Origin of the sequence: Streptomyces venezuelae (genome assembly GCF_008642375.1) — a bacterium.
Lineage (GTDB): Bacteria > Actinomycetota > Actinomycetes > Streptomycetales > Streptomycetaceae > Streptomyces > Streptomyces venezuelae_G.
Genome location: NZ_CP029194.1, coordinates 3825571 through 3848580 on the forward strand (window position 1 = coordinate 3825571; position 23010 = coordinate 3848580).

Annotated in this window: 23 protein-coding genes; 14 read left to right on the forward strand and 9 right to left on the reverse strand. The window is 73.8% G+C overall.

Annotated features, from left to right (window positions below; all coding sequences use genetic code 11):
- Positions 1-76: 76 nt before the first annotated feature.
- Positions 77-1006, reverse strand: coding sequence for a DUF3027 domain-containing protein (locus DEJ46_RS17270; protein WP_150267491.1), 930 nt, complete (start codon positions 1004-1006; stop codon positions 77-79).
- A gap of 513 nt (positions 1007-1519) precedes the next feature.
- On the opposite strand from DEJ46_RS17270, the gene DEJ46_RS17280 reads away from it, so the two are divergent.
- The 4 genes from DEJ46_RS17280 (at position 1520) to DEJ46_RS17295 (ending at position 5137) form a co-directional block, all read left to right on the forward strand.
- Positions 1520-2908, forward strand: a complete 1389-nt coding sequence (locus DEJ46_RS17280; RefSeq protein WP_150267493.1) for an MFS transporter — start codon at positions 1520-1522, stop codon at positions 2906-2908.
- A gap of 87 nt (positions 2909-2995) precedes the next feature.
- On the forward strand, positions 2996-3478 hold the full coding sequence (locus tag DEJ46_RS17285) for a DUF2771 domain-containing protein (protein WP_150267495.1): 483 nt from the start codon (positions 2996-2998) through the stop codon (positions 3476-3478).
- Positions 3479-3485: 7 nt separating this feature from the next.
- Positions 3486-4295 carry a futalosine hydrolase gene (locus DEJ46_RS17290; RefSeq protein WP_150267497.1) on the forward strand — a complete coding sequence of 270 codons (810 nt, stop codon included), beginning with the start codon at positions 3486-3488 and terminating at the stop codon, positions 4293-4295.
- Complete coding sequence (locus DEJ46_RS17295; RefSeq protein ID WP_150267499.1) at positions 4292-5137, forward strand: 1,4-dihydroxy-6-naphthoate synthase; 846 nt, start codon at positions 4292-4294, stop codon at positions 5135-5137. Before DEJ46_RS17290 ends, DEJ46_RS17295 begins: the two co-directional genes overlap by 4 nt.
- Before the next feature lie 6 nt (positions 5138-5143).
- Here DEJ46_RS17295 and DEJ46_RS40775 read toward each other — a convergent pair whose 3' ends face one another.
- Positions 5144-5527 (reverse strand): cold-shock protein, encoded by a 384-nt coding sequence (locus DEJ46_RS40775; protein ID WP_033211384.1) that lies wholly within the window; start codon positions 5525-5527, stop codon positions 5144-5146.
- A 141-nt stretch (positions 5528-5668) separates the two neighbouring features.
- On the opposite strand from DEJ46_RS40775, the gene DEJ46_RS17305 reads away from it, so the two are divergent.
- Positions 5669-5947, forward strand: coding sequence for a hypothetical protein (locus tag DEJ46_RS17305; RefSeq protein ID WP_190622714.1), 279 nt, complete (start codon positions 5669-5671; stop codon positions 5945-5947).
- On the opposite strand, the gene DEJ46_RS17310 is transcribed toward DEJ46_RS17305, so the two are convergent.
- A complete protein-coding gene (locus DEJ46_RS17310; RefSeq protein WP_150267503.1) occupies positions 5935-6582 on the reverse strand; it encodes an HAD family hydrolase in 648 nt (215 codons plus the stop codon). The two genes, DEJ46_RS17305 and DEJ46_RS17310, sit on opposite strands and share 13 nt — an antisense overlap.
- 102 nt (positions 6583-6684) lie before the next feature.
- Between DEJ46_RS17310 and DEJ46_RS17315 the strand changes: the two genes are divergently transcribed.
- The 3 genes from DEJ46_RS17315 to DEJ46_RS17325 are packed head-to-tail and all read left to right on the forward strand — an operon-like array spanning position 6685 to position 9541.
- A complete protein-coding gene (locus tag DEJ46_RS17315; protein ID WP_150267505.1) occupies positions 6685-7689 on the forward strand; it encodes a FecCD family ABC transporter permease in 1005 nt (334 codons plus the stop codon).
- Positions 7686-8741 carry a FecCD family ABC transporter permease gene (locus DEJ46_RS17320; protein ID WP_150267508.1) on the forward strand — a complete coding sequence of 352 codons (1056 nt, stop codon included), beginning with the start codon at positions 7686-7688 and terminating at the stop codon, positions 8739-8741. Before DEJ46_RS17315 ends, DEJ46_RS17320 begins: the two co-directional genes overlap by 4 nt.
- On the forward strand, positions 8738-9541 hold the full coding sequence (locus DEJ46_RS17325; protein ID WP_150267510.1) for an ABC transporter ATP-binding protein: 804 nt from the start codon (positions 8738-8740) through the stop codon (positions 9539-9541). The genes DEJ46_RS17320 and DEJ46_RS17325 overlap by 4 nt, the downstream gene beginning before the upstream one ends.
- Before the next feature lie 8 nt (positions 9542-9549).
- Here DEJ46_RS17325 and DEJ46_RS17330 read toward each other — a convergent pair whose 3' ends face one another.
- The gene (locus tag DEJ46_RS17330; protein ID WP_150267511.1) at positions 9550-10572 is read right to left on the reverse strand and encodes a hypothetical protein; all 1023 of its coding nucleotides are present in this window, start codon (positions 10570-10572) and stop codon (positions 9550-9552) included.
- Between the two features lie 72 nt (positions 10573-10644).
- Between DEJ46_RS17330 and DEJ46_RS17335 the strand changes: the two genes are divergently transcribed.
- Complete coding sequence (locus DEJ46_RS17335) at positions 10645-13170, forward strand: helicase C-terminal domain-containing protein (protein WP_150267513.1); 2526 nt, start codon at positions 10645-10647, stop codon at positions 13168-13170.
- Positions 13171-13292: 122 nt separating this feature from the next.
- On the forward strand, positions 13293-14933 hold the full coding sequence (locus tag DEJ46_RS17340) for a DNA repair helicase XPB (RefSeq protein WP_150267515.1): 1641 nt from the start codon (positions 13293-13295) through the stop codon (positions 14931-14933).
- 11 nt (positions 14934-14944) lie between these two features.
- On the opposite strand, the gene DEJ46_RS17345 is transcribed toward DEJ46_RS17340, so the two are convergent.
- Entirely contained in the window at positions 14945-15277 is a 333-nt protein-coding gene (locus DEJ46_RS17345) for a hypothetical protein (protein ID WP_150267517.1), read from the reverse strand.
- A gap of 49 nt (positions 15278-15326) precedes the next feature.
- Positions 15327-15515 (reverse strand): hypothetical protein, encoded by a 189-nt coding sequence (locus DEJ46_RS17350; RefSeq protein ID WP_017239332.1) that lies wholly within the window; start codon positions 15513-15515, stop codon positions 15327-15329.
- Positions 15516-15743: 228 nt separating this feature from the next.
- Between DEJ46_RS17350 and DEJ46_RS17355 the strand changes: the two genes are divergently transcribed.
- From DEJ46_RS17355 to DEJ46_RS17370, 4 genes are all read left to right on the forward strand, one after another.
- Entirely contained in the window at positions 15744-17792 is a 2049-nt protein-coding gene (locus tag DEJ46_RS17355) for a HelD family protein (RefSeq protein ID WP_150267519.1), read from the forward strand.
- 102 nt (positions 17793-17894) lie between these two features.
- Positions 17895-18380, forward strand: coding sequence for a hypothetical protein (locus DEJ46_RS17360; protein ID WP_150267521.1), 486 nt, complete (start codon positions 17895-17897; stop codon positions 18378-18380).
- A 2-nt stretch (positions 18381-18382) separates the two neighbouring features.
- Positions 18383-19087 carry a hypothetical protein gene (locus DEJ46_RS17365; RefSeq protein WP_150267523.1) on the forward strand — a complete coding sequence of 235 codons (705 nt, stop codon included), beginning with the start codon at positions 18383-18385 and terminating at the stop codon, positions 19085-19087.
- Between the two features lie 87 nt (positions 19088-19174).
- A complete protein-coding gene (locus DEJ46_RS17370; protein WP_223834737.1) occupies positions 19175-20053 on the forward strand; it encodes a transporter substrate-binding domain-containing protein in 879 nt (292 codons plus the stop codon).
- 24 nt (positions 20054-20077) lie between these two features.
- Here the strand turns inward: DEJ46_RS17370 and DEJ46_RS17375 are convergent, their stop codons facing one another.
- From DEJ46_RS17375 to DEJ46_RS17385, 3 genes are all read right to left on the reverse strand, one after another.
- Positions 20078-20974 carry an aminoglycoside phosphotransferase family protein gene (locus DEJ46_RS17375; RefSeq protein ID WP_150267527.1) on the reverse strand — a complete coding sequence of 299 codons (897 nt, stop codon included), beginning with the start codon at positions 20972-20974 and terminating at the stop codon, positions 20078-20080.
- Positions 20975-21240: 266 nt separating this feature from the next.
- Positions 21241-21939, reverse strand: coding sequence for a copper homeostasis protein CutC (locus DEJ46_RS17380; protein ID WP_150267529.1), 699 nt, complete (start codon positions 21937-21939; stop codon positions 21241-21243).
- Positions 21940-21991: 52 nt separating this feature from the next.
- On the reverse strand, positions 21992-22996 hold the full coding sequence (locus tag DEJ46_RS17385; RefSeq protein WP_150267531.1) for a hypothetical protein: 1005 nt from the start codon (positions 22994-22996) through the stop codon (positions 21992-21994).
- Positions 22997-23010 lie beyond the last annotated feature (14 nt).

The following is a 23010-nucleotide window of genomic DNA, read 5'->3' on the forward strand; positions in this document are numbered from 1 at the left end:
CGGGGGCGGGGGGAGGGTCAGGGCCTGTCCCGGCGGCCGGACGCCTCGGACCCGGCCCTGATCCGCCGGACAGGGCCTACGAGTGGCCCAGGTCCTCGGAGGAGTCGTCGGGCTCCGTCGTCGAGCCGGAGTCCTTGGCCGGGCGGAGCGGGAAGACGTCCGCGGCCATCGAGTCGAGGACCGGGGGCGCCGGGCGCGGGGGCTTCGGCATGACCGCGGCCTCCGAGTGGCCCCCGCAGCCGTACGCGAGGGAGACGACCCGGCCGTCCGCCGGGGAGAACTCGTTGGCGCACACGCCGAACGCCTGCTTCAGGGAGCCGGCGAGCGGCACCAGGAACGCACAGGACTCACAGGACGCGGGCGCCGCCTGCGCCATCGGCGTCTTGGCGCCGAAGCTCTCGTCCCAGCGGTCCGCGGCCACGTGCAGCCCGTACCGGGACAGGACCCGGGCCCGGCGCATGCCGAGCTCCTCGGCGACCGAGGCGATCGCACCCCGGGAGGGCGTACGGGAGACGATCTCGGCGTCCTCGGCGTCGAGGTGGTCCGCCAGCTCCTCCGAGACCGCCGAGTTCGGCGGCGGCGCGTCCTCGCCCGAGTACCCGGGCTCCAGACGCAGGTCGTCCTGCTCGGTCGGCAGCAGGTCGCCCGGGCCCATGTCGCCGGGGCGCAGGCGCTCGCTCCACGGCACCCATTCGGGGGCGAGGAGGGCGTCGGCACCGGGCAGCAGGACGGTTTCGTCAAGCGTGACGTTCTTGGCGCGGGAGGCGCGGGTGACCGTCACCGCCCAGCGCCAGCCGCGGTAGCCCGGCTCCCGGCACTCGAAGAAGTGCGTGACGACCCGGTCGCCCTCCGCGACGACCTCGACGTGTGGGCCGACGATGCCGGGCGCGGCCGCCTCCTCGGCGGCCTCCCGCGCGAGGTCTACCGCCTCGACGCACAGGCGGTCGGGGGTACGCGTGGCTCGCGGGGTACGCGGGGCACCGCTTCGCGTCGTCGCAGCACTCACAGGTCTCGCTTCTCTCCTACGCCGTCTCACGGGTGCGCCGGCCGAGGGGCGAAAGCGAAGCCACGGGCGGCGGGCGGAGCGGACCTGAGGGCCGCATCGACGTCCGCACCCGACTTGTCTCGCGTGTCTCGGGCACACCTATCGCCATCCATTCTGCGGGATGCCGAAGAGGCGCGCGGCCGAGAACTTCCGCCGGTGACGCGCTACGCACGCTACCCCGTTCGCGGGCCTCCGCCCACCTGCCCGTCTCAAGTGGCCCGGATCGCGGACGGCCGGGACCGCGTCGGCGCCGCTCCGGGACCGCTCTGCAGCAGCCGCGCGGCTGCCCTGCCGCCACCCCGGAGACGCCTCCGTACGGAACCTGCACAGGACCTTCGCGCAGGTCTTCGAACGCCTCCGCACGGCCCCGTACTGCCTGCGAACCGCCTCCGTACAGGCTCCGTACGGCCTTCGTACCGCCGCCGTTCGCCGCGCCACGGTTCGTCCGGCGCGCCGGTGGGGCACTATGACGGAGTGGCAGCCGCACGGTCTCCCGCACGATCCGAAGATCATGCCGGACCGCTCCGCCGAGCGGGCCGGTCGGTCGGACGCGCCCTGCACCTGCCCTTCACCGGGACCGCGAGAGGCATCCGCAAAGCCACCCACGCCCACGGCGCGGGCGAGTCGGGACTCGGCAAACTGATCGAGCTCCACGCCGTGAACGGCGCCGGGGACGTCATGATCACCGTCGCCCTCGCGTCGACGGTCTTCTTCTCGGTGCCCACGGACGAGGCCCGCGGCCGCGTCGCCCTCTACCTCGCCGTCACGATGTTGCCCTTCACGCTCCTCGCCCCCGTGATCGGCCCGCTCCTGGACCGCATCCCGCACGGCAGGCGCGCGGCCATGGCGGGCGCGATGCTGACCCGCGCCGTCCTCGCGATCATGATGTCGGGCGCGGTCGCCACCGGCGGCCTGGAGCTGTACCCGGCGGCGCTGGGCGTCCTGGTCGCCTCGAAGGCGTACGGGGTGGTGCGCAGCGCGGTCGTCCCGCGCCTGCTCCCACCCAAGTTCTCGCTCGTGAAGGCGAACTCCCGGGTCACCCTCGCGGGACTGCTCGCCACCGGCATCGCCGCGCCCATCGGGGCGGGGCTCCAGACGATCGGGCCGCGCTATCCGCTGTACGGGGCGTGCGCGCTGTTCCTGCTCGGGACGTTCTGGGCGCTCCGGATGCCGCACAAGGTGGACTCGGCGAAGGGTGAACGGCGGGCGCACCTGCTGACGCACGGCGAGAAGAAGCCGAGCCTGCGGACGGTCGGCCCGTCCGTCCTGCACGGCCTGGAGGCGAACGCGGCGCAGCGCATGCTGTCGGGTTTCCTGATCTTCTTCCTGGCGTTCCTGCTGCGCGATCATCCGCTGTCGGGGCAGAGCGCCGCCGTCTCCCTGGCGATCGTGGGCGTCGCGGCGGGCGTCGGGAACGCGTGCGGCACGGCCGCCGGCTCGCTCCTGCGCGACCGGGGCCACGGGCCCGAGGTGATCATCGCCACGATGATCACCGTGGTGTGCGGTACGGCGATCTGCGCGGCCATCTTCTTCGGCGGCCTGATGGTCGCCGTCCTCGGCGCGGTCGCGGGCCTCACGCAGGCCCTGTCGAAGCTGTCCCTGGACGCCCTGATCCAGCGGGACGTGCCCGAGTCGGTGCGGACCTCCGCGTTCGCCCGCTCGGAGACGGCGCTGCAGATGGCGTGGGTGGTGGGCGGCGGGATCGGCATCGCGCTGCCGCTGAACGGACAGCTGGGCATGGCCGTGGCGGCCGGGATCCTGGCACTGGGCGCGCTCCTCGCCGTCCGCGGCCTGCTCGCCGCCGCCCGCCGGAACCCGGGTCCGCCGGGCCCGCAGGGCCGGCACAAGGCGCGAGTGGCGTAGGGCCGCGGAACTCTCCCGAGGTCACGGAGCGGCGGCGCGCCGTACCCCCGCGTGGCGCGGGCGCGGCGGCCCGATAGCCTTCGGCTCATGACCGTTGCGTTCTTCTCCGGCTCGCGCCGCCGGGCCGCCGTCGCCCTCGGGGCCGTCTCCGCCGGGCTCCTCGTTCTCTCCGCCTGCGACAAGCCGACTCCGATCGCGACCGTCACGGTCGGGTCCGACTCGATCCACTCCGAGGCCGCCTGCTACAACGACGGCGACGCCATCAAGGAGTCGCAGATCCAGCAGTGCCTCAACAAGAAGGCCGAGAAGTCCATCACCGTGGCGATGGACGACAAGATCCGCTTCGGGGTCGACCCCGAGATCGCGGACAACGGCTGGACGATCTTCCTCGGCGGCCAGCAGGCCGAACCCGAGCCGTACAAGAAGACGTACCGGACCATTCCGGCCAGCGCCTTCTTCTCCAGCCAGACGACCGGCGAGGCCACCGACAACACCCAGGTGACCATCGTCGAGAACACCGGCAAGAAGCTCACCGGCATCTGGCACTTCCAGCTGAAGAAGGAATCCTGATCCGCCGGTGGTCCACCGGATCCTGATCGTGACGGCCGTGGCGGCGGAGGCCGACTCCGTCGCCGCCGGCCTCGGTCACGACGCCCCGGAGACCTCCGGGGACCCCGTCCGGGAGCCCGTACCGCTCCCGGGCGGCCTCACCCTGCGCCGCCACGCCGACGGAGTGGATCTCCTCGTCGGCGGCGTCGGGCCCGCGGCCGTGGCCGCGGCGACCGGAACCGCGCTGGCACATGCCTCCCTGGCGGACACCGGCGCTCCGTACGACCTCGTCGTCTCCGCCGGGATCGCCGGCGGGTTCGCACCCCACGCCCCGATCGGCACCGTCGTCGTCTCCGAGGCGATCGTCGCCGCCGACCTCGGCGCGGAGACCCCCGACGGGTACCTGGCCGTCGAGGAGCTGGGGTTCGGGCGCTCCGCCCACCCCGTACCGCACTCCCTCACCGGCCCCCTCGCCGACGCCCTGCGCGCCGGCGGCCGGCCGCACACCGTCGCGCCCGTCCTCACCGTCTCCACCGTCACCGGCACGGCCGGACGCGCCGCCGAGCTGGCCGGGCGCCACCCGACGGCCGCCGCCGAGGCGATGGAGGGCTTCGGCGTCGCCGAGGCCGCCGCCGCGTACGGCGTGCCCGTCGTCGAGATCCGGGCCGTGTCGAACGCCGTCGGTCCGCGCGACCGCGCGGCCTGGCGCATCGGGGAGGCGCTGGACGCGCTGAGGCAGGCCTTCGCCCTGCTGAGCCCGCCGCTCCTCACGAACCCCACCACCCTCGCAAACCCCACCACCCTCGCGAACCCCACCCCCTCCGTGGAGGCGAAGTGAAACTGAAGATCGCCTACTCGCCCTGCCCGAACGACACCTTCGTCTTCGACGCCTGGGCCCACGGCCGCGTCCCCGGCGCTCCGCGCCTCGACGTGACCTTCGCCGACATCGACGTCACCAACGGCTGGGCGGAGAGCGGCACCGACGACCACGACGTCCTGAAGGTCTCGTACGCCGTGCTGCCGTGGATCCTCGACGAGTACGCGCTGCTGCCCTGCGGCGGCGCGCTCGGCCGGGGCTGCGGGCCTCTCGTCCTCACGCGCGAGGGTGATATGGACCTGACGGGGAAGACGGTCGCGGTGCCGAGCGAGCGCTCGACCGCGTACCTCCTCTTCCGCCTCTGGGCGGCCGAGACCGTGCCGGGAGGCGTCGGGAACGTCGTCGTCATGCCGTTCCACGAGATCATGCCCGCCGTCCGCGACGGCAAGGTCGACGCGGGACTCGTCATCCACGAGGCCCGCTTCACGTACCAGAACTACGGCCTGCACTGCCTCGCCGACATGGGCGAGCACTGGGAGGCCACGACCGGGCTGCCGATCCCGCTCGGCGCGATCGTCGCCCGCCGCTCCCTGGGCGAGGAGGCGCTGCGGCTGCTGGCCGAGTCGGCCCGTACATCCGTACGGATGGCCTGGGACGACCCGGTGGCCTCCCGGCCGTACGTCCTGGAGCACGCCCAGGAGATGGACCCGAAGGTGGCCGACCAGCACATCGGCCTCTACGTCAACGAATTCACGGCCGACCTGGGCGAACACGGCTACGCGGCGGTCCGCGGCCTGCTCACCCGCGCCGCGGCCGAGGGACTCGTACCGCCCCTCGGCCCGGACGCGCTGTCGTTCCCGTAAGCGCCGCTACACGTCGAGCTGGTCCGCCACCGCGCGGAGCAGCCCGGCGATCTTCTTGCCCTGGGTCTTCTCGGGGTAGCGCCCGCGCTCCAGTGCCGGAGTGATGTTCTCCAGGAGCGTCGTCAGGTCCTGCACGATGGACGCCAGTTCGTCGGGCTTGCGGCGCTGCGCGGCGGCGACGGACGGCGTCGGATCGAGGATCGCCACGGAGAGCGCCTGGTCACCACGCTGACCTGCGACGACTCCGAACTCGACCCGCTGGCCCGGCTTCAGTGCGTCGACTCCGGCAGGGAGCACCGACGAGTGCACGAAGACGTCGCCGCCGTCGTCGCGGGAGAGAAAGCCGAAGCCCTTCTCGCTGTTGAACCATTTGACCTTGCCGGTAGGCACGTCTGTCCTCGTCCTCGTACTCGTCGCTGGGGATGGCAAACGGCGGGTCGACCGACCCGCCGGCACCAAGGCTAGTGCTCCGGTGGCCGCTCACAAGACGCCGCCGAAGTGTTCGTACGGCCTGGGAACTACCCTGTCTGGATGCCTAGTGAAACCCCTGCCGGACCGGTGAACGACAGCGCGCCGGGTGACGGCCTCGTCAAAGCCGGTGTCGTGCTCTTCGGCATCGGCGCGGTGGCCACGCTGGTCACGGTGGCTCCGCTGTTCCTCGGGACCGAACCGTTTCCCACCGTCGCGTACACCGTCTCCATGCTCATGGGGGTCGGATTCGCCGTCGCCGCCGCCGGGGTGCTCCGGTCGATCGCGGCGCAGCGGCGGCAGGCCCGGGAGGGTGCGGCCGCGGGCGTTCAGGCGCGGTAGGTCTCCAGCCACGGGCGGAAGTCCGTCAGGTCCGTGAGGACCACGTCCGCGCCGGCCGCGCGGAGCTCCTCGGGGGCGCAGGGGCCGGTCGCGACGGCCACCGCGAGGGCGCCCGCCGTGGCGGCGCCGCGGACGTCGCCGACGTGGTCGCCGACGTACACCTGGGCGTCGTGGGCGCGCAGGGCCTCGGCCTTGCCCTCGGCCCACAGGCCGCCCACGACGGCGTCCGGCTCGATGCCGAGGTGCGCGAGGTGCAGCTCGGCGTGCGGGCCGTTCTTGGCGGTGACGACGATCGTGCGGCCGCCCGCGTCGCGCACGGCCTGGATCGCGTCCCGGGCGCCCGGCATCGGGGGCGAGGGCTCGATCGCGTACGCCGGGTAGAGCGCGCGGTAGCGGGCCACCATCTCCTCGACCTGCTCCTGGGGGAACCAGTACGCCATCTCGTGTTCGAGCGGCGGGCCGAGGCGGGTGACGACGAGGTCGGCGTCGATCTCGGCGCCGGTCTCCGCGGCGAAGGCCTCCCAGGCGGCCTTGATGCCCGGGCGGCTGTCGATCAGCGTCAGGTCGAGGTCGAAACCGACGGTGAGCGGGGACGGGGAGGCGGGGGGCCGGTGGGGCTGGTTCGTCGTCGTCATGGAGCCATTCTGCGGGAGGCGCGGGCCCCGGCGTTCGAATAATCCGTGCTGCTTACACTGAGGCGAGCCTTACCGAACCCCGCACTCCGCCGATGGGTCCCCATGCCAGCCGCTTTCCCTTCCAGACGGGTCCTCGCGACCTCGGCGGCTGTCGTCGCCCTGCTCCTCGCCGTCCTCCTGAGCCTCGCCGTGGGGGCCCGCGCCATCGCTCCCGCCGCCGTCCTCGACGCCCTGCTGCACGGCGGGACGAGCGACGACGCCGAGGTCGTCCGGCAGCTCCGCGTCCCGCGCACCCTGATCGGGCTCATGGTCGGCACCGCGCTCGCCCTCGCCGGCACCGCGCTCCAGGGCATCACCCGCAACCCGATCGCCGACCCCGGCATCCTCGGCATCAGCCAGGGCTCGTCGGTGGCCGTCGTTCTCGCCATCGCCTTCTTCGGGGTGCACAGCCTGGGTGGGTACGTGTGGTTCGCCTTCGCGGGCGCCGCGCTCGCCTCCGTCGCCGTCTACGCCATCGCCTCCGGCGGGCGCGGCGGGGCCACGCCCGTGAAGCTGGCGCTCGGCGGCGCCGCGATCAACGCGCTGCTGCTGTCCGTCACCACCGGAGTCCTCACGACCCGGGCCTCGGCCCTCGACGAGTTCCGGTTCTGGCAGATCGGCTCCCTCGACGGGCGTGACGCCGAGATCGTCGGCCAGATCTGGCCCTTCCTGCTGCTCGGCGCGGTCCTCGTGCTCTCCGTGGCCCGCGGCCTCGACGCGCTCGCGCTCGGCGAGGACGTGGCCAAGGGTCTGGGGCAGCGGGTCGCGACCGTGCGGATCGTCGGGGGTCTCGGCGCGACCGTCCTGACCGGCGCCGCCGTGGCCGCCGCCGGGCCCGTCGCCTTCGTCGGCCTGGCCGTCCCGCACATCGCGCGGGCCGTCGTCGGCTCCGACCACCGCTGGGTCCTGCCCATGGCCGCGCTGATCGGGCCCGTGATGCTGCTCGTGGCCGATGTCGCCGGGCGGGTCGTCTTCCCGCCGGGCGAGGTGCCCGCCGGGGTGATGACCGCCCTCATCGGGGTGCCGTTCCTGGTCACCCTGGTGCGGCGGAAGGCGGTGCCCGCGTGACGACCTCCGCTGTGCGGCCCGCCGGGTACGGGGTCGTGCGCGCCGGGCGGGGATCCTTCCTCGTCCACCGGCGCTCGGCCCTCGTCGCCCTGGGCCTCCTGCTGCTCCTGGCCGCCGCCTCCGTCGCGTACCTCTGCGTGGGCGAGCGGTTCGTCGGCCCCTCGGAGGTCGTACGGATCCTCCTCGGCGAGTCCTCGCCGTCGGCGTTCGTCGTGGAGGAGCTGCGCGAGCCGCGGCTCGTCGTCGCGCTCGCCGTCGGCGCCGCCTTCGGGATCGGCGGCGCCCTCATCCAGACCGTCGCCCGCAACCCCCTCGCCAGCCCCGACATCATCGGCATCAGCCAGGGCGCGGGCGCGGTCACCGTCGCCGCGATGACCTTCGGCATCGGCTCGTACGCCGTGCTGCCGTACCTCTCGATCGCGGGCGGGATCCTGGCCGCCGCGCTCGTGTACGTCTTCGCCTGGCGCGGCGGGCTGCACGCGACGCGTTTCGTGCTCATCGGCATCGGCTTCGCGATCGCGCTGCGGTCCCTCACCACGCTCTTCATGACGAAGGGCGACTACCTCGTCGCCCAGCAGGCCCAGATCTGGATGACCGGCTCCCTCAACGGGCGGGGCTGGGAGGAGTCGGCGCCGATCCGGTGGACGCTGCTCCTGATGCTGCCCGCCGCGCTGTGGGCCGCCCGCGCCCAGCGGACGGTCTCCCTCGACGACGACACGGCGACCGCCCTCGGGGTCCGGCTCGGCCGGGTCCGCCTCGGGCTCGTCGCCGTCGGGGTCGTCCTCGCGTCGGTGGCGACGGGCGTCGCGGGGCCGGTCGACTTCGTCGCCCTGCTCGCCCCGCAGATCGCCCGCCGCATGACGCGGACCGCGCAGATCCCGCTGCTCTGCTCCGCGCTCGCCGGCGCGGTGATCGTGGTCGTCGCGGACCTGCTCGCCCGGCGGCTCCTCTCCCCCGTCGAACTGCCCGTGGGCGTCCTCACGGCGGCGGTCGGCGCCCCGTATCTGATCTGGCTCATCGTCCGGAGCCGTACCGCAGGAGGTAACGCGTGAGCAGCAGGCTGACCGCGCGCGGGCTGACGCTCGCCTACGAGGACCGGACCGTCGTCCACGAGCTCGACCTCGCGATCCCCGACGGCAAGGTCACGGTGATCGTCGGCCCCAACGCCTGCGGCAAGTCGACCACCCTCCGGGCGCTCGGCCGGCTCCTCAGGCCGGCCGGCGGCGCCGTCCTCCTCGACGGCGAGGAGCTGGCAAAGCTGCCCACGAAGCGGATCGCCCGCTCCATCGGGCTCCTTCCGCAGACGCCGGTCGCGCCGGAGGCCATCACCGTCGGGGACCTGGTCTCCCGGGGCCGCCAGCCGCACCAGGCCTGGTGGAAGCAGTGGTCGGAGGAGGACGAGCGGGCCGTCACGGACGCCATGGAGCGCACGGACGTGGCCGCGCTCGCCGACCGGTCCGTCGACGCGCTCTCGGGCGGCCAGCGGCAGCGGGTGTGGATCGCGATGGCGCTCGCGCAGGAGACCGACCTGCTGCTCCTCGACGAGCCCACGACCTACCTGGACATCTCCCACCAGGTGGAGGTACTCGACCTGGTGCGCCGCCTCAACCGGCTGCGCGGCCGGACCGTCGTCCTCGTCCTGCACGACCTCAACCAGGCCGCGCGGTACGCCGACCACCTCGTCGCCATGAAGGCCGGGCGGGTGGTCGCGGAGGGCCCGCCGGAGGAGGTCGTGACGGCGGAGCTCGTACGGGACGTCTTCGGGCTGGAGTCGGTCGTCGTCCCGGACCCGGTCACGGGCTCGCCGCTGGTGGTCCCGGGGGCGCCGTGGCACGCCGAGGTCGTGGCGTAGTACCGGCTTCAGTGCCTGCGCGAGCGCCAGAGCAGGAACAGCGCCGAGGCGATCGCCGCGCCGCGCAGCACCCAGGGCCAGGTCTCGGAGACCGCCGCGCCCATCGCCTCGCCTCCCGGGGCCACGGCCTCGCCCCAGCGGCCCTCGACGCGGCCCCACAGCCAGACGGTGCCGGTCGCGGCGGCGAGGCCGGGGATGACGAGGACGGCGCCCTTGACCTCGCCGGGGGTCAGCCGGCGGGAGGCGTACGCGAGGAGCCAGCCGACGGCGAGCGCGAGCAGCGAGCCGAAGACGGCGCCGCCGATCAGGAGCAGCGCGGCGAGCAGGACGAAGGGGTTCGCGAGGCGCGGGCGGGCGGGGGCCGCCACCGTCTCCTCGGTCTCCTCCTCCACGTCGAGGTCGGGGTCGTGGGCGGGGGCGGTCTTGCGGCGCAGGACGAAGCGGACGGCGCGGCGCCACCGGCCGGGGGCGGCCTCCTCGTCCTCGGACTCCTCGTCGTCGGTCCCGGGGGACGGGGGCTCGAAGAAGAGGTCAGGCCGCTCGATGCCGCCGACGAAGCCCGGCAGACCCTCGGTCACGTCGATCTCGGTGGCGCTGGTGACGTCCGTACGCCACCAGTCGGGGTCCATGTCGCCGTCGCGGGGCGGCGGGACGGAGGGGGAGGACGGGGAGGGGGTGGGGGACGGGGGCGTGGACGGTTTCGCGGGGGTCTTCCCCGCCTTCTTCGGGGCCTTGGGAGCCTTGGGGGCCTTGGGGGCCTTGGACCGCGGCGCCGGGACCGGCGGCCCGCCCGCCGCGCCCGGGCCGTCCTCCGCCCGTTCCACGACCTCGTCCGGCGTACCCAGCGCGCCCAGGATCCCCCGGACCGCAGCCGGGCTCTCCTCGCCGTACGTCGCTCGGCGCCGGTCGATCTCGTTCCGCAGCGTCGACACCAGCCGCATCCGGTCGCTCGCCGGCAGCTGCCGCTGCTGTGCCAGATCGCCGACCCTGCTCAGATAGTCGTAGACCAACTGGTCGCTCTCGATCCCCACGGTGCCCCTCCACGGCCGGTTCGCCCGGTACGACCCGACGGTAGCGCGCGGGCAGGGGCTAACGTGGGGCGGATGGGGATCGGTGAGCTCGACCGGGAGGCGCACGTGGCCGAAGCATCTGGCGCCGCGGCGCCGCGCACGCTCGCGGAAGCGCTGCGCGCGCGGGGCGACGACGGCCTGGCCGCGCTGCTGCGCGCCCGGCCTGACCTCCTGGGGCCCGTGCCGAACGACCTGACGCAGCTGGCGACCCGCGCCGGCACGCGCGGTTCCGTGATCCGGGCGATCGAGCGGCTCGACCGCTTCGCCCTCCAGACGGCGGAAGCGCTCGCGGTGGGCCCGGACCCGACCCCGTATCCCGTACTCCTCGGGCTGCTCGCCGGCGACGAGGGCGACCCGGAGATCGAGGCGGCGCTGCCCGGCGCGGTCGCCCTGCTGCGCGAGCAGGCGCTGGTGTGGGGCGAGGACGAGCGGCTGCGGCTCGTCCGGACCGCGCGGGAGCTGCTGGCGCCCTCGGCGCAGCATCCGTCGCCGACCGGGCTCGGGCCGACGGTCGCCGAGGCCACGTCCGGGATGTCGCCGGGCCGGGTGCAGGAGATCATCACGGCGGCCGGTCTGACGCCGACGCACGACCCGGTGTCGGCGGTGGCCGCGCTGACGGGGCTCTTCACCGACCGGACGCGGATGGGCGAGCTGCTCGACACGGCGCCGCCGGAGGCGCTCGCCGTCCTGGACCGGCTGGTGTGGGGTCCGCCGTACGGCGAGGTGACGGCGAATCCGGCGCCGCCCGTGCGCTGGCTGCGCGACCGGGGGCTGCTGCTTCCGGTGTCGGCGCGGACGATGGTGCTGCCGCGCGAGGTGGCGCTGCACCTGCGGGGCGGCCGGGCGCACCGGGCGCCGGAGCCCGTGGCACCGGAGCCGGTGGTGCGGCGCGACTACCGTCCACAGGTTGTGGACAGTGCCGCCGCCGGGCAGGCGTACGTGGCGCTCGCGACGGTCGAGGAGCTGCTGAAGGCCTGGGACCGGGGCGGGCCGCCGGTCCTGCGCGCCGGCGGGCTGGCCGTGCGGGACCTCAAGCGGATCGCCGCGACCCTGGACGTCTCCGAGCAGATCGCCTGCTTCTGGCTGGAGCTCGCCTACGCGGCGGGGCTGCTCGCCTCGGACGGCGAGGCCGACGAGCGGTACGCGCCGACGCCCGCCTACGACGACTGGCTGGACCTGCCGCCCGCCGAGCGGTGGGCGCGGCTCGTCACGCCGTGGCTGGGCGCGACCCGCACGCCGGGTCTGGTCGGCGGGCAGGACGCGAAGGGCCGGACGCTGTCGGCGCTCGGCCCGGACCTGGACCGCTCGGCCGCCCCCGAGGTGCGGCACCGGGTCCTCTTCCTGCTCGCGACGCTTCCGCCGGGCGCCGCCGCCGACCCCGAGTCGCTGCTGGCCCGGCTGCGCTGGGAGCGCCCGCTGCGGGGCGCCGACGGCTCGGCGTCCGCGGGGGCCGCGACCGTGCGCTCCCGGATCGCGAGCTGGACCCTCGAGGAGGCCGAGCTGCTCGGGCTGACCGGGCGCGGCGCGCTGTCCGGCCCGGCCCGCGCACTCCTCAACCTGCCGCTCGCGGAGGCCGCGACCGCCGCGGAGCCGGGCGGCGGGGTGGAGCTGTCGGTGGCCGCGACCCGGGCGGCGACGCTGCTCGCGCCGCTGCTCCCCGAGGCCGTCGACCACGTGCTTCTCCAGGCCGACCTGACGGCCGTGGCGCCGGGCCCGCTGCGGCGGCCCCTCGCCGACGCGCTGGGCGTCCTCGCGGACGTGGAATCGAAGGGTGGTGCGACGGTCTACCGGTTCACGCCGGGCTCCGTGCGGCGCGCGCTCGACTCCGGGCAGACGGCGACCGACCTGCACGCGTTCCTCGCCGCGCACTCCCGCACGCCCGTCCCGCAGCCGCTCGCCTATCTGATCGACGACGTCGCGAGACGCCACGGCCACCTCAAGGTCGGGGCGGCGTCGGCGTACGTGCGCTGCGACGACGACACGGTCCTCGGCGAGATCCTGGCCGACCGCCGGTCGCAGCCCCTGGGGCTGCGCCGCCTCGCGCCGACCGTGCTCGCGGCGCAGACCGACCCGGTGTCGCTGCTCGACGGGCTGCGGGCGATGGGGTACGCCCCGGCGGCGGAGTCGGCCGAGGGCGATGTCCTGATCGCTCGCGCCGACGCGTACCGCACTCCGGCCCGTACGGCCCCGGTCCCCGTCCCCGACGGGCCGCCGTCCCCCGACGACACCCTCCTCACCGCGGCGGTCAGGGCCATCCGGGCCGGCGACCGGGCGGCGACGGCGGTCCGCAAGGAGCCCTCGACGCCGACTGCCGCCGGCGCCCTGCCCCGGACGTCGGCGGCCGAGACCCTGGCGACGGTCCAGGCGGCCGCGATGACCGGCTCGGCGGTCTGGATCGGCTATGTCAACGCGGAGGGCGCGGCGAGCCAGCGGGTCATCGCCCCGGTCCGCGTGGAGGGCGGTTTCGTGACGGGCTACGACCACACGGCCGACGAGGTCCGCACGTACCCCCTGCACCGGATCACGGGCGTCGCGGAGCTGGCGGACGACCAGGTCTGACGTCCGACAGCCGGGTCCGACTCCCGCCTCGCGACGCCGGCATCGCGCCGACCACCCCTCATCAGGCAGACTGGAGGATTGGCCGCCGTCGTCGGGAGCGGCCCGGGAAGGACTGATCGCGCGTGAATGGGCCTCTCATCGTCCAGAGCGACAAGACGCTGCTCCTGGAGGTCGACCATGAGCTCGCCGAGGCGTGCCGACGGGCCATCGCGCCCTTCGCGGAGCTGGAGCGGGCGCCCGAGCACATCCACACCTACCGGCTGACGCCGCTGGGTCTGTGGAACGCGCGTGCCGCCGGGCACGACGCCGAGCAGGTCGTCGACGCGCTCGTCGAGTACTCCCGCTACCCCGTGCCGCACGCACTGCTCGTCGACATCGCCGAGACGATGGACCGGTACGGGCGGCTCACGCTCTCCAAGCACCCCACGCACGGGCTCGTCCTGACCAGCACCGACCGGCCCGTCCTGGAGGAGATCCTCCGGTCGAAGAAGGTGCAGCCGCTGGTCGGCGCGCGGATCGACGAGGACACCGTCGCCGTGCACCCCTCCGAGCGCGGGCAGATCAAGCAGACGCTGCTGAAGCTCGGCTGGCCCGCCGAGGACCTCGCGGGGTACGTCGACGGGGAGGCCCACCCGATCGAGCTCGCCGAGGACGGCTGGACGCTGCGGCCGTACCAGCGGCAGGCCGTCGACGGCTTCTGGCACGGCGGTTCCGGGGTCGTCGTGCTGCCTTGCGGCGCCGGGAAGACGCTGGTCGGGGCCGGGGCGATGGCCGAGGCCAAGGCGACCACGCTGATCCTGGTGACCAACACCGTCTCGGCCCGCCAGTGGAAGAGCGAGCTGGTCAAGCGGACCTCGCTCACCGAGGACGAGATCGGCGAGTACAGCGGGACGAAGAAGGAGATCCGGCCCGTCACCATCGCCACCTACCAGGTCCTCACGACCAAGCGGAAGGGCATCTACCCGCACCTGGAGCTCTTCGACTCGCGCGACTGGGGCCTCGTCGTCTACGACGAGGTGCACCTGCTGCCCGCTCCCGTCTTCAAGTTCACCGCCGACCTCCAGGCGCGGCGCCGGCTGGGGCTGACCGCGACCCTCGTCCGGGAGGACGGGCGCGAGTCCGACGTCTTCTCGCTGATCGGGCCCAAGCGGTTCGACGCGCCGTGGAAGGAGATCGAGGCGCAGGGCTACATCGCGCCCGCCGACTGCGTCGAGGTCCGGGTCAACCTCACCGACTCCGAGCGGCTCGCCTACGCGACGGCCGAGCCGGAGGAGAAGTACCGCTTCTGTGCGACGACCGCGACGAAGCGGAAGGTGACCGAGGCCCTGGTGAAGAAGTTCGAGGGGCAGCAGATCCTCGTCATCGGGCAGTACATCGACCAGCTCGACGAGCTCGGCGAGCACCTGGACGCGCCGGTCATCAAGGGCGAGACGCCGAACGCACAGCGGGAGAAGCTCTTCGACGCGTTCCGTACGGGCGAGATCAGCGTGCTCGTCGTCTCGAAGGTCGCGAACTTCTCGATCGACCTGCCGGAGGCGACGGTCGCGATCCAGGTCTCGGGCACCTTCGGCTCGCGCCAGGAGGAGGCGCAGCGCCTCGGCCGGGTCCTGCGGCCGAAGTCCGACGGGCACCAGGCGCACTTCTACTCCGTCGTCGCGCGCGACACGATCGACCAGGACTTCGCGGCGCACCGGCAGCGGTTCCTGGCCGAGCAGGGGTACGCGTACCGGATCGTCGACGCGGACGAGCTGCTGGCGCCGTAGCGCCGGGCCCCTCAGTCCAGGGTCTGGAGGAAGACTCCGGCGATCCCGAGGGCGTACTGGGCGATGACGAGGGCCCGGCGCGGGGTGGTCGGCATCAGGTCCCGAGGAGTGACGAGGGCGACGAGGCCGGCCGCCGCGGCGAAGGGGAACATCCAGAAGGCGGCGTCGGTGAAGCCTCCGCCCACGCCGTCGCCGCTGATGGCGTCGCCCATGGCCAGGATCGCGGTGAGGACCAGGAGCGCGGCGAGGACGAGGAAGCCGCCGAGGGCCGTGAAGCGCAGGGTCCTGGTGGTGCGGGCGAGGTCGTCGGCCGTGTTGGCGGGCGTGGGCGTGGTCGGCGTCATGTACTGATCACATCAGTCGGCGGCCCGCCCTCGACAGGCGTTCGCGTACTCAGTCGGGGCCGGGTGCGTACTCAGGTCGCGGGTTCCTGACGCCCGCCTCGGGCGGGCCGTAGTCGCCGAGGAGGACGACGCCGGCCGCCGCGCCGCCGAAGGCGCGTATCGCGCGGAACGCGGTGGCGAGGGGGCGGGTACGGGGCCGGGGGACGGTGGTCACGAGGGTGAAGGTCGTCGCGGTCATGCTTCCATCATGGAATCCGGACATTCCGAACACATCGGCCTGGGGGTGGAACCGGGGTCCGCCTCACGACGGACCCCGTCCCTTAGGGGGAAAAGGATTCGCCCCGTGCGCCCGGCCGGAGTTACACTCGCCAGCTTCCCCGCCTCCCTCCGTGGAGAGCCGCCGCCCGGCCGGAAACCGGCGGCCACCTCGTCGTGTCCGTGTATCCACCTGCTCGGAGGCTTCACCGTGCCCGCGTCCGTACCCGCGCCCGTTTCCGGTCCGCTCGATCCGCTCGCGCGTGAGCGCGCCCATCTGACCGAGTCCCGCTCCGCGCTCCGCGCGATGCGCGAGGACGTCGAGGCGCTCGACATCAAGGACGTCACGGCGAACTGGGTCAACTCCCTCGTCCTGGGGCGCCAGATCGAGGACCGGATCAAAGCGCTCGCGGACCTCGCCGACACCCCGCTGTTCTTCGGGCGGCTCGACTACCTGCACACCACGCAGGAGGGGCAGCGCTTCTACATCGGCCGGCGGCACGTCCACGACGCCGACGGCGACCCGATGGTGATCGACTGGCGTGCCCCGGTGTCGCAGCCGTACTACCAGGCGTCGAAGAAGGACCCGCAGGACGTGGGGCTGCGGCGGCGCTTCGGGTACACGGGCGGGGAGCTCACCGCGTACGAGGACGAGCACCTCTCCGACCCGGCGGAGCTGGAGACGACGAGCCGGCTGCTCCAGGCGGAGATCGAGCGGCCCCGCGTCGGCCCCATGCGGGACATCGTGGCGACGATCCAGCCGGAGCAGGACGGCATCGTCCGCTCCGACCTGTCGGGGACGGTGTGCGTGCAGGGAGGCCCCGGCACCGGAAAGACCGCCGTCGGTCTGCACCGTGTCGCCTATCTGCTGTACGCGCACCGGGAGCGGCTGGCCCGCACCGGCACCCTGGTCATCGGGCCGAACCGTTCCTTCCTCCACTACATCGAGCAAGTGCTGCCCGCCCTCGGCGAGTTGGAGGTCCAGCAGGCGACCGTCGACGACCTCGTGGCGCACGTCGAGGTGCGGGGGACGGACGACGCGGCGACGGCGGTCGTCAAGGGCGACGCCCGGATGGCGGAGGTGCTGCGGCGCGCGGTCCGTTCGCACGTCTCGCTGCCGAAGGAGCCTTTGATGGTGGTGCGCGGCTCGCGCCGGTGGCGGGTGCCCGCGTACGAACTGGAGGAGATGGTCCAGGAGTTGCTGGACCGGGACATCCGGTACGGGGCTGCCCGCGACGCGCTGCCGCAGCGGATCGCGCACGCGGTCCTGGTGCGGATGGAGGAGGCCGGCGAGGCGCCCGACGACCGTGTGCAGAACGCCGTCGCGCGGAACCCCGCGGTGAAGGCCGTCGTGAAGGAGTGCTGGCCGCTCGTCGAGCCCGCGAAGCTGGTGCTGCGGCTCCTGGGCGACGCCGACTTCCTGGCGGAGCACGCGGAGGGGCTGCTCACCGAGGACGAGCAGAAGCTGCTGCTGTGGGCGAAGCCGGCGCGGAGCGTGAGGTCGGCGAAGTGGTCGGCGGCGGACGCGGTGCTGATCGACGAGACGAGGGACCTGGTCGAGCGGACGCACTCGCTCGGGCACGTGGTCCTCGACGAGGCGCAGGACCTGTCCCCGATGCAGTACCGGGCGGTGGGGCGCCGGTGCACGACGGGTTCGGCGACGGTCCTGGGCGACCTGGCGCAGGGGACGACGCCCTGGGCCACGGAGAGCTGGGCGCAGGCGCTCGGGCACCTGGGCAAGCCGGAGGCGGTCGTGGAGGAGCTGACCGCCGGCTTCCGTGTGCCGCGCGAGGTCATCGCGTACGCCTCGCGGCTGCTGCCGCACATGTCGCCGGGGCTCGCGGCGGTGGAGTCGGTCCGGGAGAACCCGGGCTCGCTGGTCGTCCGCGCCGCCGGCGACCTCGACGCCGACGTCGTCGCGGCCTGCGTCGAGTCCCTGGGGCACGAGGGCTCGGTCGGCCTGATCGCCGCCGACGCGCGGATCGCCCCGCTGGCGGAGGCCCTGACGGCGGCCGGGATGGCGTACCTCTCCCCCGGCGAGGAGACCACCGCCGAGTCCCGGCTGACGCTCGTCCCCGCCTCGCTCGCGAAGGGCCTGGAGTACGACTACGTGGTCCTGGACGAGCCGGCGGCGGTCGTCGACGGCGAACCGGACGAGCGGACGGGCCTGCGGCGCCTGTACGTGGCGCTGACCCGCGCCGTGTCGGGCCTGACGGTCCTTCACTCTGCCCCGGTTCCACCGCAGTTGGGCGCGGTGTGACGCAAGTGCCGTGATGCGGCCGATGCGCGGGCGCCGGGCCATCGCTTACCATCGCGGTGTTCACCGAGCTTTCCGTGCGTTTCCGGAACCACTGGGGGACCCGTGTCAGAACTTCTCACTGTCACCGCCGGAGTCGCTCCCGTGTTCGCCGCCGTCGCCGGCACCCTGGGCTCGGCCGTGGCGGGCGCCGCGGTCCAGCGGTTCGCCGACGGGACCGTGGACACGGGCGAGAGTTTCCTCCGCAGGATCTTCCGACGGGGCGACGGCACCGGTCCCGCAGCCGCCCTGGGCGTCGACGACGAGACCGAGCGGCGGGCGAACGAGGAGCTGGCCCGCCTCGACGAGGACGAACTGCGGCGGCTGGCCGAGGCGTTGACTGCCTGGCTTGCAGATGCCGAGGGGGACGCGCCCGCTCCCGAGCGGCTCGTGGAACTCGTACGGGCGACGACTCCCGCGCCGCCCGCCGCTCCGTCGACGACCCAGGTCACCGCTCACGGCGACTACTCGGTGGCTGTCCAGACGATCGGTGACAACGCCACCTTCAACCTGGGCGGCAGCGGCGACGACCGGCCGAGACGACGGTCATGACCATGGACGGGCAGCGGCGGGACAGCCACGTCGAGACCCACGGGTCCCACTCGGTCTCGGCGGACACCATCGGTTCGGGCGCCACCTTCAACCTTCATCAGGCCTCGCGACGGCGGCTGTTGGAGGTCCTGCCGCTCCTCCTCGCCGTGGCCGTCGCCGTCTACGCGGCCCTGGCCTGGCCCGGCGGGCCGCACAGCCAGTACGTCCTGTTCTACGCGTCCCTCGGGACGGGCTTCGCCTTCTCCGTCGCGTACGCCGTCCAGGGGAAGGGCTGGCCGCTGCTCGCCCTGGCGCTGGCCTGCTCCCTCCTCGGCCTCGGCCTGTTCGGGTCGGCCGCACGCAACAGCGACGTGCCCGTCGCGATCGACGTCCGGGGCGGGCAGCCACTGCAGGGCTCGGCCGTCGGGCGCCTGACGCTCGTGATGCCCGCTCCGGCGGACGGTGACGCGCGCGACCGCCTGCGGCTCGCGCTGACGGTCTCCGACGACGATCCGTCCACACCCACCTGTGTCCACAAGACGACCGCGACGCTGACGGCGACCACCCGGGGTGTCACCCCGGCCTCGCGCCGGGTCCCTGCCGACTCCGTCGTCGATTTCGACCTCGGCGGACACCGCGGCGAGGTCACCCTCGCCTTCGTCCTGCACACCGAGCCGAACTGCGTCATGCGCCTCGCGAAGGCACGGGGAACCCTGCACAACCGCTGACGGGCAGCAAGCGAATCGATCGGGGGAACGTACGTGATGCGGAGCGTTCGACGCCGTCCAGGCCGAGCGGCCGGACCGTGGATCGGGGTGCTCGCCGTGCTGACGGCCCTCGCCACGGCCTGCACCACCGCTGCCCCGGAGCCGACGCTGCTCGGTGCGGGGAAGAAGATCCGGGTCGCCGCGAAGGGCGACCAGCCCGGGACCGGATTCGAACCGCACGACGGGGAGTTCGAGGGCTTCGACATCACGGTGACGCAGGAGGTCCTCGGGAGGCTCGGAATCGACGCCGCCTCCATCCGGTTCGACGGCGTCCTCTCCAAGAACCGGGCCAAGAGCCTGCGGGAGGGGGACTTCGACCTGGTGGTCGCGACCTACTCGATCACCCTGCAGCGGACCCTGCCGGTCGAGGAAGGCGGCGAGGGACTCGACTTCGTGGGCCCGTACGCCTCCACCCCGCAGGGCGTCCTGGTCAGGGCCGCGGACAAGGACCGCTACCGCGGCCTCTCCGACCTCGACGGCCGGCAGGTCTGCGTCTGGAAGGGCACGACCTCGCTGACCGAACTCAGCAAGCCCGCGTACCAGCTGATCAGGCTGCGCGAGGAGAAGGACGCGGGGTACTGCGTCAAGGCCCTGAAGGCCGGGGAGGTGGACGCGGTCTCCACCGACCAGCTGATCCTCTACGGGTTCATGGAGGCGGAGCCCACGCTCGCCGTCGTGCCGGGGATCGCGTTCGGGGTGATCAACGACTACGGCATCGCCATGCACAGGACCCCGGCACACCGGAAGGAGTGCGAGAGGCTGCGGGAGGCGCTGAAGAAGTACGTCTCCGGGAACGACTGGGACCGCGATCTCGCGAACGACCTGCCCCGGGTCCCGGTGGCCGCGCGCAACGAGGCGAAGCCCACGACCGCGGAGATCGACGCCCTGTCCTGCCGGGAGCGGCCGGCCAACGCGAAGGTGGACTGAGCGGGGGCCGGCCGCCGGGCCGGCTCAGCTGTCCGCGAGCGCCTCGGACCAGGTGCGGTGGGCCACGGCCGCCAGGACCGGGTTCTTCACGCGGTAGTAGTGCTCGGTCACCAGGCCCCAGCACAGGGCCCAGCCCCGGCCGCGTGCCCAGGTGGCGTCGTCGACCCGGGCCGCCTCACGGAAGAGGGGACGGGTCTCGGCGGTGAGGAGCGACCAGCCGGGCATCATGTCGCAGGCGGGGTCGCCCACGCCGAGGCCGCCGAAGTCGATGACGGCACTGAGCCGGCCGTCGCGGGTGAGGACGTTGCCGGGGAGCAGGTCGCCGTGGATCCAGACCGGGGCACCCTCCCACTGCGGCAGGGCGAGGACCGATTCCCAGGCCTTGGTGGCCAGTTCGGGATCGACCGTGCCGTCGGCGCCGAGGTCGCGGATCGCCCCCGGCATCGCGCCCTCCTCCCACTCCGTGACCGGCCCGCCCCGGAAGGAGGCCGGGCCGCCGGTCGCGTCGACCGCGCGCAGGGCGGCGCCGAAGCGGCCCAGCTCCACGGCGGCATGGGCGAGATCGGTGATCGGGGCGGTGAAGGCGTCGGCGCCGTCGAGCCATCCGTACACGGCCCAGGCGAGGCCGAAGCCCTCCCCCGGCACGCCGAGTCCCAGGGGCACGGGGATCGGGAGCGGCAGGTGCGGTGCGAGGTGCGGGAGCCAGCGCTGCTCCTTCACGGTCTGCCCGGTGGCCCAGTCGGCCTTCGGCAGCCGTACGGCGAAGTCGTCGCCCAGGCGGAACATCAGGTTGTCCGTGCCGGCCGATGCCACCTCCCGTACGGGAAGTCCCGCCCATTCGGGGAACTGCGCGGCGATCAGGCGCGCCACGAGGTCCGCGTCGACGGGGGCGGAGGGGCCTTCATGGGCGGTCACGGTCATGAACCGTGACGCTAGTCGGCGTCCGTCCCCTGCGGCCAGGGGTTTTCCGCCCCCTACCGCCGGGCGCGGGCCTTCTTCGGGCGGCGGCGGTACCGGCCGGCGGAAGCCGCCCGCGCTGTCGTTCCCCGTGGCCGACCACGAGATCGGCGAGGACGGCCTCGGCGCCCGCGTCCGCGGGGCGCCCGGCCGGCCTCCCCGGCCTGGACCGTCTCGGGCGGCGCTGAGCCTGCGAGCGGCGGTGAGCCCGGGAGGCCGCCGAACGCGTCCTACGCGTCCACGGCCTCGCGCCAGGCCCGTACCGCGTCCGCCGAGACGGGGGCGGTCCAGCCCTGGGGGCGGGCCGCGCCGCCGATGTGGAAGGCGTCGAGGCCGGCCGCGCGGAGCTCGGGGAGGTGGTCGAGGCGCAGGCCGCCGCCGACGAGGATCCGGGCCTCGTACCCCGGCTCGCCCGCGCGGGCGGCCTCGGCCTTGAGGGTGGCGATGCCGTCGTCGACCCCGGTGGCGGAGCCCGCCGTGAGGTAGGTGTCGAGGCCCGGGAGGTCGGCGAGGCGCTTGCGGAGGCCGTCGCGGTCGGCGGTGCGGTCGATCGCCCGGTGGAAGGTCCAGCGGCAGCCGTCGAGGACGGCGATGAGCCGTTCGACGGCGACGAGGTCCGGTTCGCCGTCGGAGGTGAGGAAGCCGAGGACGAACTCGTCCGCTCCGGCCTCGCGGAGCTCCGCGGCCCGGGCCGCGAGGGCGTCGATGCCCTCGGGGCCGCCGGCCGAGAAGCCGTCGGTGAGCCTGAGCATCACGCGCAGCGGGATGTCGACGGCGGCGCGGATGGCGGCGAAGCCGGCCCGGGACGGAGTGAGCCCGTCCGCCGCCATGTCGGTGACGAGTTCGAGCCGGTCGGCTCCACCGGTCTGGGCAGCGACCGCGTCCTCCTCGTCGAGGGCGATCACCTCAAGGACTGCACGGTTGCTCATCGCGGCCCATTCCTCCATGAATGACGGCTACAGGTCTAGTCCAATGACCAGACTAGCCGTGCGTGTGCTCTCCCGCATCGTCCGTGGCCTCACCCGCCGCCGGGACGGCGGCCTCAGGGGCCGGTGCGGTCGCCTTCGCGGCTCCCGCGGTGACCGTGAAGGCAGCCGTCCGGACCTTGCCCTCGTGCTGGAAGTCGAGGAAGAGACGGTACGTCCCCGCACTGGGCGCCGTCGCGGTGAAGGAGACGTCCGGGCCGGGGCCGCCCTCGTTCGGGTGCACGTGGAGGTAGGCGAGGTCGCCGTCGCGCAGGGCGACGAGGTGTCCGTACGCACCGAGGTAGGGCTCCAGGTCGGTGACGGGCCTGCCGGCCTTGGTGACGGTGAGCTTGAGCTCGCCGGCCTTGCCCGGGTCGAGGGTGCCGCCGAGGCGGACCTGGTAGCCGTCGACGTTCGCGGTCGGGGCGACGGCCGGCATGGCCCGGGGGGCGTACGCGCCCGGTACGGACAGGTCGGCGCCGAGCGTGATGCCCTTGGCGCCCTTCGCGGCGGGCTTGAAGTCGGCGAAGGCCTTGTAGCCGCCTGCGGCGGGCAGGTCGACGGGGGTCGTCCAGGTGCCGTCCGCGGCCTTCACCGGGTGCAGGTGGCGGAAGGTGTTGAGGTCGCGCGAGGCGACGATGAAGTGCAGTTCCTTGCCGTGCTCGGTGGTGAAGGCGGTGACCTTCCGGCCGGCCGCGTCCTTGATCGAGAACTTCAGGACGCTCTTGCCGGCGGCGGGCGTCGGGGTCTCCAGGGCGAGGGTGTAGCCGCCGTCGGAGACCTGGAGTCCGCCGGGGAGGTTCGCGGCGGCGGCCGGGGCGTCCGCGCCCGCCGCCTCGCCGTGGCCGGCGTGACCGTCCGCCGCGGCGCTCTTCGAGGGGGCCGGCGCGGCCGCGTGCTCGCCGTGCTCCGCCTTCTTCGGCTCCTCGACGGGGCCGACGCCCTTGCCGACCCCGTACGCGGCCCCGAAGGTCGCGGCGAGCGCGGCGGCATAGGCAGTGATCTTCACACCGGTGTTCATGGCTGCTCTCCCGA